Origin of the sequence: Stenotrophomonas sp. B1-1 (assembly GCF_010894375.1) — a bacterium.
Lineage (GTDB): Bacteria > Pseudomonadota > Gammaproteobacteria > Xanthomonadales > Xanthomonadaceae > Stenotrophomonas.
Genome location: NZ_JAAIUZ010000025.1, coordinates 45450 through 59443, shown reverse-complemented (window position 1 = coordinate 59443; position 13994 = coordinate 45450). Strand labels below are relative to the sequence as shown.

Annotated in this window: 8 protein-coding genes and 1 pseudogene; 7 read left to right on the top strand and 2 right to left on the bottom strand. The window is 65.6% G+C overall.

Going from position 1 to position 13994, the window contains the following annotated elements:
• Positions 1 to 29: 29 nt before the first annotated feature.
• From prfB to G4G00_RS17860, 7 genes and pseudogenes are all read left to right on the top strand, one after another.
• A protein-coding gene (prfB, locus tag G4G00_RS17890) for a peptide chain release factor 2 (RefSeq protein ID WP_108749502.1) occupies positions 30 to 1155 on the top strand; the annotation gives its coding sequence in 2 pieces (ribosomal slippage) (positions 30 to 104 and positions 106 to 1155; 1125 coding nt in all).
• 45 nt (positions 1156 to 1200) lie between these two features.
• A pseudogene (locus G4G00_RS17885) lies at positions 1201 to 1982 on the top strand (helix-turn-helix transcriptional regulator).
• A 716-nt stretch (positions 1983 to 2698) separates the two neighbouring features.
• On the top strand, positions 2699 to 4084 hold the full coding sequence (locus G4G00_RS17880) for an NAD-dependent succinate-semialdehyde dehydrogenase (RefSeq protein WP_164275452.1): 1386 nt from the start codon (positions 2699 to 2701) through the stop codon (positions 4082 to 4084).
• Positions 4085 to 4147: 63 nt separating this feature from the next.
• Positions 4148 to 5788 (top strand): acetolactate synthase large subunit, encoded by a 1641-nt coding sequence (locus tag G4G00_RS17875; RefSeq protein WP_164275449.1) that lies wholly within the window; start codon positions 4148 to 4150, stop codon positions 5786 to 5788.
• 262 nt (positions 5789 to 6050) lie between these two features.
• A complete protein-coding gene (gene lysS, locus G4G00_RS17870; RefSeq protein ID WP_108752989.1) occupies positions 6051 to 7562 on the top strand; it encodes a lysine--tRNA ligase in 1512 nt (503 codons plus the stop codon).
• Positions 7563 to 7763: 201 nt separating this feature from the next.
• Complete coding sequence (locus G4G00_RS17865) at positions 7764 to 8909, top strand: two-component system response regulator (protein ID WP_108752990.1); 1146 nt, start codon at positions 7764 to 7766, stop codon at positions 8907 to 8909.
• On the top strand, positions 8906 to 11074 hold the full coding sequence (locus tag G4G00_RS17860; protein ID WP_164275446.1) for a response regulator: 2169 nt from the start codon (positions 8906 to 8908) through the stop codon (positions 11072 to 11074). The genes G4G00_RS17865 and G4G00_RS17860 overlap by 4 nt, the downstream gene beginning before the upstream one ends.
• A gap of 140 nt (positions 11075 to 11214) precedes the next feature.
• Here the strand turns inward: G4G00_RS17860 and G4G00_RS17855 are convergent, their stop codons facing one another.
• Together G4G00_RS17855 and G4G00_RS17850 are read right to left on the bottom strand one after the other, a co-directional pair.
• Positions 11215 to 12087, bottom strand: a complete 873-nt coding sequence (locus tag G4G00_RS17855) for a crotonase/enoyl-CoA hydratase family protein (protein WP_164275443.1) — start codon at positions 12085 to 12087, stop codon at positions 11215 to 11217.
• A gap of 160 nt (positions 12088 to 12247) precedes the next feature.
• Positions 12248 to 13924, bottom strand: coding sequence for a long-chain fatty acid--CoA ligase (locus tag G4G00_RS17850; RefSeq protein WP_108756093.1), 1677 nt, complete (start codon positions 13922 to 13924; stop codon positions 12248 to 12250).
• Between the last annotated feature and the right edge of the window lie 70 nt (positions 13925 to 13994).

The window sequence follows — 13994 nt, the reverse complement described above, 5'->3', positions numbered from 1 at the left end:
AGTCATCTATTTAGTGCATAACCGCCGACATGATCGAACTGAATCCTGTCCGCCAGCGCATCGCCGATCTGACCGATCGTGTGGTGTCGCTCAGGGGGTATCTTTGACTACGACGCCAAGAAAGAGCGTCTTGAAGAAGTAACGCGGGAGCTGGAAAGCCCCGACGTCTGGAACAACGCCGAGTACGCGCAGAATCTGGGCCGCGAGCGCTCCAGTCTGGAAAAGACCGTGGGCGGCATCGCCTCGGTGCTGGACGGCCTGACCGACGCGACCGAGCTGCTGGAACTGGCTGAGTCCGAACAGGACGAAGACACCGCCCTGGCCGTGGTCGCCGATCTGGACAAGCACCAGGCGCACGTGGAGAAGCTGGAATTCCAGCGCATGTTCTCCGGCGAGATGGACAATGCGGCGGCCTTCGTCGACATCCAGGCCGGTGCCGGTGGCACCGAAGCCCAGGACTGGGCCGAAATCCTGCTGCGCATGTACCTGCGCTGGTGTGAATCGCGCGGTTGGAAGACCGAGCTGATGGAAGTGTCCGGCGGCGACGTCGCGGGCATCAAGTCGGCCACCCTGCGCGTGGAAGGCGATTACGCCTATGGCTGGCTGAAGACCGAGACCGGCGTGCACCGCCTGGTGCGCAAGTCGCCGTTCGATTCGGACAACCGCCGCCACACCAGCTTCACCTCGGTGTTCGTGTCGCCGGAAATCGATGACAACATCGATATCACCATCAACCCGGCCGATCTGCGTACCGACGTGTACCGTTCGTCCGGTGCCGGTGGTCAGCACGTGAACAAGACCGAGTCGGCGGTGCGTATCACCCACATCCCGACCAACATCGTTGTGGCCTGCCAGACCGGCCGCAGCCAGCACCAGAACCGCGACAACGCGATGAAGATGCTGGCCGCCAAGCTGTATGAGCTGGAGATCCAGAAGCGCAACGCCGAAAAGGATGCGGTGGAAGCCACCAAGTCCGACATCGGTTGGGGCAGTCAGATCCGCAACTACGTGCTCGACCAGAGCCGTATCAAGGACCTGCGCACCGGTATTGAACGTTCGGACACGCAGAAGGTGCTGGACGGCGACCTGGACGAGTTCGTCGAGGCCAGCCTGAAAGCCGGCCTGGCCGTGGGTTCCAAGCGCATCGATGCCTGATCGGCGCGCTTGCGCGGATATCATCGTCTCCTGCAACGGGGGACGATGATGCGCAGCGAAGGTGAACGCAAGGAACTGGGCGGCTTCCTGAAAGCCTGCCGCGCCCGTGTCGACCCCGCCACGCTCGGCCTGCCGGCCGGGCGCCGGCGCACCCCGGGCCTGAAGCGCGAGGAGGTGGCGCTGGCCATCGGGGTCAGCGTGAGCTGTACACCTGGATTGAGCAGGGCCGCGAAGTGCGTGCCTCGCCGGAAGTGCTGGAGCGCCTGGCCAAGGTGCTGCGCCTGAGCGATGACGAGCGTGCCTACGCGTTTGCGCTGTCCGGTTATGGTGTGCCACTGGAATCGCCGGACGAAAGCGTGACTGACGGCCTGCGCCAGCTGGTGGAGGCGATGCAGCCGATTCCGGCCTATGTGCGCAATACCCGCTTCGACATACTGGCCTGGAACCCGGCCATCGCCGAGCTGTTCGTGGATTACAGCCAGTTTCCGCCACACGAGCGCAACACGCTGCGGCTGATGTTCCTGTACGCGCCGTACCGCACGTTGATTCTCAACTGGGAAGAAATGACCCGTGGCCTGCTGGCCGGGTTCCGCGCGGCGATGGCGCAGGCGCCGGACAAGGCGCCGTTCCTGGCACTGGTCGAGGACCTTGCTGCACACAGCGAGGAGTTCCGGCTGTGGTGGCCGGAGCACGATGTGCGCCGTTTCGACGAGGGTGCGAAGAAGCTGAACCACCCCGTGCGTGGGTTGCTGGACCTGCAGTACGTGGCGCTGGTGCCGGAGAGCCGCCATGACCTTTCGCTGGTGACCTACCTGCCGCGGAAGTAGGGGGTGTTCGGCAGGGCTTGCAGCCCTGCACCTGCTGCGATCAACGTCAAAAGCCAGAGCGGGTTTCCGTGGTTGGGCGGGGCGGTGTCGGATTGCGGGGACGCCGCAAGTACGTCCTTGTAGGCTTGGCAGCCGCATCCATGCGGCTGACACCCCGCAATCCGACACCGCCCCACCTTCGACAGGTTCACGCGGCTGTTGGTAGGTGTCGACCTTGGTCGACACATCTGTCAGGTATCGAATGGATTCATCCGTGTCGACCAAGGTCGACACCTACCGGATCAGAGCGCCATGCGTGGATGAATCTGTCAAACATAGAAATCGATCCGGGGTCAGAGCCCGTTGCGCAGCAACGGGATCCGACCCCATGCCGTTCCGACAGATCGCGAGGAACTGTCAAAGGCGGGGCGGTGTGGGTAGGCAGGACCGCAGGCGCCATGGATGGCGCCTACGAGCCCCCATGGATGGGTTAACGGCGTGTCCTGCCTACCCACACCGCCCCGCCAACCCACGGAATGCCCGCTGTTGCTGTTGCTTCAGTCGAGCATGGCTCGACTCTACAGCAGGTGCAGGGCTGCAAGCCCTGCCGCACCCCCCTATACAGGTAAGTGCAGGTCACAGGATAAGCAGACGCCTTGTTGCTGCCCTCGAACAGGTCCACATTCCTGTGCAGGACACGGGCTGCCCGCCCGCTGTCGAGACAACAGGAGACCTGCATGTCCGCTGCCCCCACCACCGCCACCTCCCGCGACCCGGCCACCGGCCAGGTGATCGCCGAGCACCCCTTCGCCAGCGCCGCCGAACTGGAAACGATCCTGCAGCGCGGCCAGGCCGGCTTCGCCGCCTGGAGCGGCTACACCCTGGAACAGCGCGCGGGCGTGCTGCGTGCCATGGCCGCGGTGCTGCGCCGTGATCGCGAACCGCTGGCCGCGCTGGCCACCGCCGAAATGGGCAAGGTGCAGGCCGAGGCCTTGGCCGAGATCGAGAAATGCGCTGTGCTGTGCGACTGGTACGCCGACCATGGCGCGCCGTTCCTGCGCGATGAACCGACCCTGGTGCCGGGCGACCAGGCCTATGTGTCCTACCTTCCGCTGGGCGTGGTGCTGGGCATCATGCCGTGGAATTTCCCGTACTGGCAGGTGATGCGCGCGGCGGTGCCGATCCTGATGGGCGGCAATGGCTTCCTGCTGAAGCCGGCCGAGAACATCGTCGGTACCGCGCTGCTGCTCGACGCCGCCTGGCGTGAGGCCGGCCTGCCCGAGGGCACGTTCATCGCCGCCAACATCAGCCGCGACGGCACCAGTGCCGCGATTGCCGACGACCGCATTGCCGCCGTCACCCTGACCGGCAGCGTGGCCGCCGGCCGCAGCATCGCCGCCCAGGCGGGGCAGGCGCTGAAGAAGGTCGTGCTGGAGCTGGGCGGCTCGGACCCGTTCATCGTGCTGGCTGACGCCGATCTGGACGCTGCAGTCGATGCGGCCGTGGCTTCGCGCTTCCAGAACACCGGGCAGGTCTGCATCGCCGGCAAGCGCATCATCGTTGAAGAGGCGGTCTACGACCGCTTCGTCGCGCAGTTCTGCCAGAAGGTGCAGGCGCTGACCATCGGCGATGGGCGCGAGCCGGGCAACCGCATTGGCCCGATGGCCCGCCAGGACCTGCTGGACCAGCTGCATGCGCAGGTGCAGGCGTCGGTGGACGCCGGTGCCCAGCTGCGGGTGGGTGGCCATCAATTGGATCGCCCCGGTGCCTTCTACGCGCCGACGGTGCTGGTGGACGTCGAGCCCGGCATGCAGGCCTTCGATACCGAAACCTTCGGCCCGGTGGCTTCGATCAGCCGCGCCCGCGATGCCGACCATGCGGTGGAACTGGCCAACCAGAGCGAGTTCGGCCTGAGCGGCAACCTGTGGAGCGCCGACCGTGCGCGCGCCATGCAGCTGGCGCGCCGGCTGCAGACCGGGGGCGTGTTCGTCAACGGCTTCTCGGCCTCCGACCCGCGCGTGCCCATTGGCGGGGTGAAGAAGAGTGGCTTCGGCCGCGAGCTCTCGCACTTCGGCATCCGTGAATTCGTCAACGCGCAGACGGTCTGGTTCGACAAGCGTTGACACCCGGCTCCCACCCCACCTGCAACCATTCCCCCCACAGTCCAGCGAAAGGACGGCATTCCGATGTCCAAGGGTTCAGATCTGCTTGTCGCCGCACTTGAGAACGAAGGCGTCGAGCGTATTTTCGGTATTCCCGGCGAAGAAAACCTCGACGTGGTCGAGTCGCTGCGCCATTCCAGCATCGAGCTGGTCATCACCCGCCACGAACAGGCGGCGGTGTTCATGGCCGCCACCTACGGCCGCCTGACCGGCAAGCCGGGCGTGTGCCTGGCCACGCTGGGGCCGGGCGCGCTGAACTTCACCACTGGCGCCGCCTACGCGCTGCTGGGCGCATGGCCGGTGATCATGATCACCGGGCAGAAGGGCATCGTGGCCAGCAAGCAGGCGCGGTTCCAGATCGTGGATATCGTCAGCACTATGAAGCCGCTGACCAAGCTGGCGCGGCAGATCGTGTCGGCGCGTACGATCCCGACCATCGTGCGCGAGGCCTTCCGGGTGGCCCGGGAAGAGCGCCCCGGCCCGGTGCTGCTGGAGCTGCCCGAGGACATCGCCGCCACCGAGGTGGAAGGGGTATCGCTCATTCCCACCCATGCGGTGGATCGGCCCATTGCCAGCCCCGAAGCGCTGGACCGGGCGGCGCAGCTCATCCGCGCGGCGAAGCGGCCGCTGCTGATGATCGCCTCGGCGGCCTCGCGGCCGCAGTCCAGCGAGGCACTGTCGGCCTTCGTGCTGCGTGCGGGCATTCCGTTCTTCACCACGCAGATGGGCAAGGGCGCGGTGGCCGGCGGCTCGGGCCTGTACATGGGCACGGCCGCGCTGACCGAGCGCGACTACGTGCACATGGCCATCGACCAGGCCGATGTGATCGTGACCATCGGGCACGAGGTGACCGAGAAGCCGCCGTTCGTGATGCGTCCCGGTGGCCCCACGGTCATCCATATCGGCTATTCGCAGGCGGCGGTGGAGCAGGTGTACTTCCCGCAGGTGGAAGTGATCGGTGACATCGGCCGCTCGCTGACCCAGCTGGCTGATCGCATCGAAGGCCAGGTGCCCCATGCCGATGCGCTGCTGCCGCTGCGCGCGACCATCCTGGACCATCTGGCCGACCGTGCCGAGGAGCCGGGCTTCACCCCACAGCGGCTGGTGCATGACGTGCGCCAGGTGATGCCGCCGGACGGCATCGTGGCGCTGGACAACGGCATGTACAAGATCTGGTTTGCGCGCAATTACCGCACCCAGGTGGCCAATACGCTGCTGCTGGACAATGCGCTGGCGACCATGGGTGCGGGCCTGCCGTCGGCGATCATGGCGTCGATCCTGTATCCGCAGCGGCGGGTGCTGGCGGTGTGTGGCGATGGCGGCTTCATGATGAACAGCCAAGAGCTGGAGACCGCGCGGCGGCTGGGCCTGAACCTGGTGGTGCTGATCCTCAACGATGGGGCCTATGGCATGATCCGCTGGAAGCAGGCGGTGGATGGTTTCACCGACTACGGTATGACCTTCAGCAACCCCGATTTCGTGAAGTACGCGCAGGCCTATGGCTGCCAGGGCCATGAGGTGACGGCCATCGAGCAGTTCATTCCGACCCTGGAAGCGGCCTTCAACGAGGGCGGGGTGCACCTGGTATCGGTGCCGGTGGATTACTCGGAAAACCAGCGGGTGCTGGTGGACGAGCTGCGGCAGGCGTTTCCGGGGAACGGTTGACGATTACCGGCGCCCGGGATCTGGTAGGTGTCGACCCCGCGGACTGGTAGGTGTCGACCCCGCGGACTGGTAGGTGTCGACCTTGGTCGACACAGAGAACGCCAACCAAGGTTGGCGGCTACCAGGACGAGGAACGCCAACCAAGGTTGGCGACTACCAGGGCGGGGGCGCTGCCGGGGCCGGGGCAGGGCGGTTTTGGTATGCTGTGCAGCCGGCTGTGCCGGCGCAGCATCCCCCCTCACTACACGATTCCCGCAGATCCATGAGCGAAGCTACCGATACCCCCCCCGTCGACGAAAACAAGTTGATCGCCGAGCGCCGTGAGAAACTCAAAGCGCTGCGTGGGCAGGGCATCGCGTACCCGAACGATTTCCGTCGCCAGGACTTCGCCGGGCGCCTGCAGGAAGAATTTGCCGATGCCGAGCAGTGGACCGCCGAGGCGCTGGAAGCCACCGGCCGCACGGTGAAGATGGCCGGCCGCCTGATGGCCAAGCGCATCATGGGCAAGGCCAGCTTCGCCCAGATCCAGGACGAATCCGGCCGCATCCAGCTGTTCCTGCAGGGCGCCGTGCTGGGCGATGCCTACACTGCCTTCAAGGGCTGGGACGTGGGCGACATCATCGCCGTGGAAGGCGGCCTGACCCGCACCAAGACCGGCGAACTGTCGGTCAAGGCCGAATCGATCCGCCTGCTGACCAAGTCGCTGCGCCCCCTGCCGGACAAGTGGCACGGCCTTTCCGACGTGGAACAGCGCTACCGCCAGCGCTACGTCGACCTGATCGTGACCCCGGAATCGCGCGCGGTGTTCATCAAGCGCTCGAAGATCATCCGTGCCATGCGTGCCTGGCTGGACAACCGCGACTTCCTGGAAGTCGAAACGCCGATGATGCATTACATCCCCGGCGGCGCGGCGGCCAAGCCGTTCACCACCCACCACAACGCGCTGGACCTGGACCTGTACCTGCGCGTGGCGCCGGAGCTGTACCTGAAGCGCCTGACCGTGGGCGGCCTGGAGCGGGTCTACGAGATCAACCGCAACTTCCGCAACGAAGGCGTCAGCACCCGCCACAACCCGGAATTCACCATGATGGAGCTGTACGAGGCCTATGCCACGTACAACGAGATCATGGACCTGACCGAGGGCGTGATCCGCGATGTGGCGCAGACCGTCAACGGCGGCACCACGGTGGAATGGGACGGCGCCAACATCGACCTGGGCCCGGCGTTCCGCCGCTGGCGCATGGACGAGGCGGTGCGCCACCACAATCCGGAAATCTCCGCGGCCGACTGCACTGACCGCGAGGCCCTGCTGCGTCATTGCGAGCGCTTGAAGATCCGCGTCAAGCCGTCTTACGGCTGGGGCAAGCTGCTGCTGGAAATCTTCGAGGCCACCGTCGAACACACCCTGATCCAGCCGACCTTCATCACCGATCACCCGGTGGAGGTTTCGCCGTTGGCCCGCGCCAACGACAACGATCCGGGCTACACCGACCGCTTCGAGCTGTTCATCAACGGCAAGGAGCTGGCCAACGGCTTCTCCGAGTTGAACGACCCGGAAGACCAGGCGCAGCGCTTCCAGGCGCAGGTGGCCGCCAAGGAAGGTGGCGACGACGAGGCCATGCACTACGACGCTGACTACATCCGTGCGCTGGAGTACGGTATGGCCCCGACCGGTGGCCTGGGCATCGGCGTGGACCGTCTGGTGATGCTGCTGACCGGCAGCAGTTCGATCCGTGACGTCCTGCTGTTCCCTTACATGCGTCCGGAGCACTAAGCTCGGGTTCGCACTCTGCATGTGCGCGCCGTCCCGGAATGAGATGGCGCGATTGACGCTTTCCGCACACGGCGTATGGTGATTGCACCGCCTTGACATCCCCTGTGGCAAACAGGGGCTGGGGTGGAGGCAATGCGAAGGACCGGCTTCACATTGTGATGACGATCATGAACCGGCGACATCGTGACGGGAGTGGGGCCGATGCAGGGTGCCAGTGTGCACAGCGGCGGAGTATCCTCGCCGGCTGAGTTTCCAGCGTGGTCGAGAAGGAAGGCAGAGAGCGCGTTGAATATCGTCATTGTCGACGACCAGACTTCTGCACGGACGATGTTGCGGCATGTCATTGAAGACATCGCACCAGAACTGTCCGTGTACGACTTTGGCGATCCGCTTACGGCCCTGGCCTGGTGCGAAGCGCACCCGGTCGATCTGTTGCTGCTGGATTACCGCATGCCGGAAATGGACGGGCTGGAGTTCGCCCGCCGCTTCCGCCGCCTGCCCAAGCATCGCGACATTCCGGTGATCCTGATCACCGTGGTGGGCGATGAACCGATCCGCCAGGCCGCACTGGAAGCCGGGGTGATCGATTTCCTGGTCAAGCCGATCCGCCCGCGTGAACTGCGCGCACGCTGCTACAACCTGCTGCAGCTGCGCCAGCAGAGCGAGAACGTGAAGCAACGTGCCCTGTCGCTGGAGCAGCGCCTGCTGGCCAGCATGCACGAGGTGGAAGAGCGCGAGCGCGAAACCCTTTCCCGGCTGGCGCGGGCGATCGAGTTCCGTGATGCCGGCACCAGTGCCTATCTTGAGCGCATGGCGCGCGTGGCCGGGCTGATTGCCGAGCAGCTGGGCCTGCCCGAAGACGAAGTGAAGCTGATCGAGATGGCCGCGCCCCTGCACGACATGGGCAAGATCGCCATTCCCGATGCGGTGCTGCTGAAACAGGGCAAGCTGACCGATGACGAGCTGGCGATCATGCGCCGGCACCCGCGTATCGGCCACGAACTGCTGAGCGGCAGCCAGAACCGCTTCATCCAGGTCGGCGCGCTGATCGCGCTGCGCCACCACGAGCGCTACGACGGCAGTGGCTACCCCGACGGCCTGGTGGGCGACGCGATTCCGCTGGAGGCGCGCATCGTGGCCGTGGCCGATGTATTCGACGCGCTGATTTCGCCGCGCCCGTACAAAGAGGCGTGGACCTTCGAAGCGACCCTGGCCTATCTGTACGCCCAGCGCGGGCGCCTGTTCGACCCGCGCTGCGTGGACGCGCTGCTGCGCGGGCGCAATCAGCTGGAACAGATCTGCGCCGAGCACTCCACCGCCTCGGCGCGGCCGGGGATGGGCACGTGAAGCGGCTGCTGTCGCGGCTGCGCCAGCGCCTGTCGAACCGGCAGGACAGCGAGCATGGGCAGCAGATCGTCCGCATCGTGCTGATCAGCTTGATCCTGGGCTACGTGCTGCTGCCCAGCGTGCGTTTCGACCTGCCGCATGACCAGTACGTGGGCGTGCTGGCCATCGTGCTGACCGGTCTGAGCCTGTCGCTGCTGGCGTTCGGCTGGTTGCTATGGCGGCCCGGCCGCTCCGACCCGCGCCGCGTGCTGGGCATGCTGGCCGACTACGGGTTGATCGCCGCCGGCATGATCCAGATGGGTGAGCCGCTGTCGTGGGTCTACATCGTGGTGATGTGGGTAACCGTCGGTAACGGCATGCGCTTTGGCAATACCTATCTTTACGTGGCCGTGGCGATGGCCATGGTCAGCTTCGGCGCCACCGCGCTGCTGACCCCGTACTGGCAGCAGAACCTGCGCCTGGCCATTGGCCTGTGGCTGGGCCTGGCGGCGGTACCGCTGTATTTTTCGACGCTGCTGCGTCAGTTGACCCATGCGATGGCCGAAGCGCGCCGGGCCAGTGAGGCCAAGAGCCGCTTCCTGGCCAACATGAGTCACGAATTCCGCACCCCACTCAATGGATTGAATGGCATGACCGAAGTGTTGGCGACCACGCGCCTGGATGAAGAACAGCGCGAGTGCCTGAATACCATCCAGGCCTCTTCCCGCAGCCTGCTGGCGCTGGTGGAGGAAGTGCTGGACATCTCGGCCATCGAGGCCGGCAAGCTGCGCGTGGTGGCCGAGGATTTCGTGCTGTCCGACGTGATCCAGGCCATCGGGCTGATCCTGTTGCCGCAGGCCAAGGCCAAGCGGTTGGATTACCGGGTGAAGGTGGCCGCGACCGTGCCGCAGACCCTGCGGGGCGACGTGGGCCACCTGCGGCAGATCCTGCTGAACCTGGCCGGCAACGCGGTGAAGTTCACCGACCAGGGCCGGGTGGAGATCCGGGTGAACGTGGTGCACGCCGACACCCACGGTGCGGTGCGCCTGCGCTTTGACATCATCGATACCGGCATTGGCGTGCCGGTGGCCATGCGCCCGCGCCTGTTCGAGGCCTTCGAGCAGGCCGACGTGAGCATGGCCCGCCGCCACGAAGGTACCGGCCTGGGCACCACCATCGCCAAGGGTCTGGTCGAGGCCATGGACGGGCAGATCGGCTACCTGGACAACCCGCCGCAGGGCAGTCACTTCTGGGTGGAACTGCCGTTCGCGCCGCCGCAGCCGGTCGAGCCGGGCCTGGTGCCCAGCGTGGCCGCCGGCGAGGACATCGGCCCGGGCGGCAACGTGATCGCCTTCGCCGATCCGTTCCTGCGCCACCGTGCGCGCGTGCGCAGCATGCAGATCCTGGTGGCCGACGACCACGAAGCCAATCGCATGGTGCTGCAGCGCCTGCTGCAGAAGGCCGGCCACCGGGTGATGTGCGTGGACGGCGGCGAAGCGGTGCTCGATGCGCTGGCCGAGAGCGAATTCGATGCGGCCATCGTCGACCTGCACATGCCCGGCATGAGTGGCCTGGACATGCTGAAGGAACTGCGGGTGATGCAATCCGGTGGCGGCCCGCGCACGCCGGTGATGGTGCTCAGTGCCGATGTCACCCCCGAAGCGATCCAGCGCTGCACACAGGCCGGCGCACATGCCTTCCTGGCCAAGCCCGTGGTGGCCGCGCGCCTGCTGGATACGCTGGCGGAGATCGCCAACAACGCGAACCTGAAGAATGCCGCGCCGCTGGTGGTGCGTGCGCCGGTACAGCTCGATGGCGTGCTCGATACCGGTGTGCTGGACGAACTGGCATCACTGGGCATGGGCGATGGCTTCGAGCGTGAGTTCATCCGCCAATGCCTGGAAGATGCCGAGGCCTGCCTGCGCAAGGCAGAGGCCGATGGCGAAGCCGGCCGCTGGGGCCAGTTCCGCGAGCAGTCGCATGCGATCAAGGGTGTGTCCGGCAACCTGGGGCTGGTGCGCGCGGCCAACCGTGCCGGTGAGCTGATGCGCATGGCCGACTGGCAGTTGAAGGCCGAATGGCAGGCGCGACTGTCGGTGCTGCAGGGGGCGGTCAAGGAAGGCCGGCAGGCGCTGGACGCACGCGCCGAACGCAAGGCGCGCGGCGCGGCCGACGACGCGCCGTAGCGTCGAGCCTCAGCTCCGTCGAGTCGAGCTTGCTCGACTGCCGTCGATAGTCGAGCAAGCTCGACTCTACGGGGTAGCGATCGCGCGAAAAAAAGCCCGGTGGCCAGCCGGGCTCCAAGCCAGCAGGGGGAGGGCTGGAATCAGGCCGCATCCATCGACGCACGACGCGTCTGTGCCTTGATCAATCGATCCATCGTGCGCAGCGAGCGGTCGCCCAATGCCAGCGCCGAATCCACCCAGACCTTGGTGATTTCCAGCAGCTCGTCGTAGCTCACCGCCTGGGCCAGGTTGCGTGCGGCGTTCATGGCCAGGTACGACTGCGGCAGGCGCTGCTGGTAGCGGATCATCTCCTGCACGGCGGCACGGCCTTCGCCCTTCTTCACCAGCACGTCCACCACCCCCAGCGCATGCATTTCCTCGGCACTGTAGATGCGGCCGTCCAGGATGATCTTTTCGGCCAGCTGCGGGGCCACGCGGCGGCACAGGAACGAGTACGCGCCCATGCCCGGGAACAGCCCGAACAGCACTTCGGGCAGGCCCATGCCGCTGCCTTCCTCGGCCACGATGGTGTGGCAGGCCAGGGCCATTTCCAGGCCGCCGCCCAGGGCATCACCCTGGATCAGCGCGATGGAGCGCACATCGCCGCCAAAGCCGGTGTGCAGGTGGTGCACGCCTTCCACGCAGCGTTGGGCGTAGGTCAGCAGCAGGTCGCGGTTGCCTTCGCGGATCAGGCGGGTGAACAGGTCCAGGTCACCGCCCAGGTTGTAGGCGATGGCGTCGGAGGCCAGCACGAAGTGCCGCAGTTGGCCGCTGTGACGCTGGGCCGGGCTGCGGGTGATGGCGTTCATGTAGCTCCACATTTCGTCCAGCATGTCCTTGCGGCAGCACGGGCGGATGCCCGTGGACGCATCGGCATGCATGAACAGCCAGTGGGCAGCGCCGTCGTCGCTGTCTTCGGTACGGATGGCGGCAAACGGTGAACCGCTGGTCGGCAGTTTTTCGATGGTGCTCATGGAAGGGTCCTCGGCAGGCGGCCCGCGTGAAAACGTGGTGGCCGGCGGGCCGAACGGTCCACACACGACGCGATGCTACAACGGGTGCAGCCTTTCACATGCGAAAAGGCCCGGGGCGTTTCCGACCCGGGCCTTGCGGCGTTGAAACCTGTGGAAACCCTTACGTGGCGGGCGTATCGCGCAGCTCGCGACGCAGGATCTTGCCGACGTTGGTCTTCGGCAGCTCTTTTCGGAATTCTACGATTCTGGGGTGCTTGTAGCCGGTCAGGTTGGCCCGGGCGTGTTCCTTGACCATTTCGGCGGTCAGGTTCGGGTCCTTCTTCACGATCACGACCTTCACCACTTCGCCGGACTTTTCGTCCGGAACGCCCACGGCGGCCACTTCCAGCACGCCCGGCATCATCGCGATCACGTCTTCCACTTCGTTGGGGTACACGTTGAAGCCGGACACCAGGATCATGTCCTTCTTGCGGTCGACGATGTAGAAGAAGCCCTGCTCATCCATGCGCGCCATGTCACCGGTGTGCAGCCAGCCGTCGGCGTCGATGGCCTGGCGGGTTTCGTCCGGGCGCTGCCAGTAGCCCTTCATCACCTGCGGGCCCTTGATGCACAGCTCGCCCACTTCGCCCAGCGGCAGGGTGTTGCTGTTGTCGTCCTTGATGCAGGCATCGGTGGACGGAATCGGCAGGCCGATGGCGCCGTTGTATTCCTTCAGGTCCAGCGGGTTGATGCAGGCGGCCGGCGAGGTTTCGGTCAGGCCATAGGCCTCCACCAGGGTCACCCCGGTCACCTTCTTCCAGCGCTCGGCCACCGCACGCTGCACGGCCATGCCGCCGCCCAGGGTGACCTTCAACGAGGAGAAATCCACGGTGTCGAAGCCGGGGGTGTTCAGCAGACCGTTGAACAGCGTGTTGACGCCGGTGATGGCGGTGAAGCGCACCGACTTGAGCTCCTTGACGAAGCCCTTCATGTCGCGCGGGTTGGTGATCAGGTGGTTGCAGCCACCGAACTTCATGAAGACCAGGCCGTTCGCGGTCAATGCGAAGATGTGGTACAGCGGCAGGGCGGTGATGATCCATTCCTTGCCCGGCTCGATGCCCGATGCGCCGATCCAGGCCGAGGCCTGCTGCATGTTGGCGATCAGGTTGCGGTTGGTCAGCATGGCGCCCTTGGCCACGCCGGTGGTGCCGCCAGTGTACTGCAGGAATGCCACGTCATCGTGGTCGATCTCGACTTTGGGCAGGGTGTGGCGGCTGCCCAGCTTGAGCGCCTGCTTGAAGCGGATGGCGCCCTTCAGATGGTAGTTGGGCACCATCTTCTTGACGTACTTCAGTACGAAATTGACGATCGCACCCTTGGCGCCGAGCAGGTCGCCCAGGCCGGTGGTGATGACCTGCTTGACCTGGGTTTCGGCGATGACCTGCTGCACGGTGTCGCCGAAGTTGTCCACGACCACCAGCGCGGTGACACCGGCATCGACCAGCTGATGCTTCAGCTCGCGGGCGGTGTACAGCGGGTTGACGTTGACCACGGTGAGGCCGGCGCGCAGCACGCCGAAGGTCGCGATGGGGTACTGCAGGCAGTTGGGCATCATCAGGGCAACGCGGTCACCCTTTTTCAGCTTCAGTTCGCCCAGCAGGTAGGCCGCGAACTGCTCGACCAGAGCATCGGTTTCACCATAGGTGAGCACCTTGCCGAAACTGGAGTAGGCGGGGCGGTCGCGGAACTTCGCCACGGAGGCGTCGAAGACCGAAGCTACCGAATGGAACTCGTTGACGTCGATTTCGGCGGGAACGCCTTTCGGATAGCTCTGCAGCCAGGGACGATCCAGACTCATATTCCCCCTCCAGGAATCGTTGTGATGGGTGCGGCGCGGACAGTATCCGCCAGAACCGCTCGCAGCAGCA

What these genes read in the sequence shown, in the direction of transcription:
- G4G00_RS17880 (WP_164275452.1), top strand. Translation starts at nt 2,699, where the DNA reads ATGTCCGCTGCCCCCACCACCGCCACCTCCCGCGACCCGGCCACCGGC.
- G4G00_RS17875 (WP_164275449.1), top strand. Translation starts at nt 4,148, where the DNA reads ATGTCCAAGGGTTCAGATCTGCTTGTCGCCGCACTTGAGAACGAAGGC.
- lysS (WP_108752989.1), top strand. Translation starts at nt 6,051, where the DNA reads ATGAGCGAAGCTACCGATACCCCCCCCGTCGACGAAAACAAGTTGATC.
- G4G00_RS17865 (WP_108752990.1), top strand. Translation starts at nt 7,764, where the DNA reads ATGCAGGGTGCCAGTGTGCACAGCGGCGGAGTATCCTCGCCGGCTGAG.
- G4G00_RS17855 (WP_164275443.1), bottom strand. Translation starts at nt 12,087, where the DNA reads ATGAGCACCATCGAAAAACTGCCGACCAGCGGTTCACCGTTTGCCGCC.
- G4G00_RS17850 (WP_108756093.1), bottom strand. Translation starts at nt 13,924, where the DNA reads ATGAGTCTGGATCGTCCCTGGCTGCAGAGCTATCCGAAAGGCGTTCCC.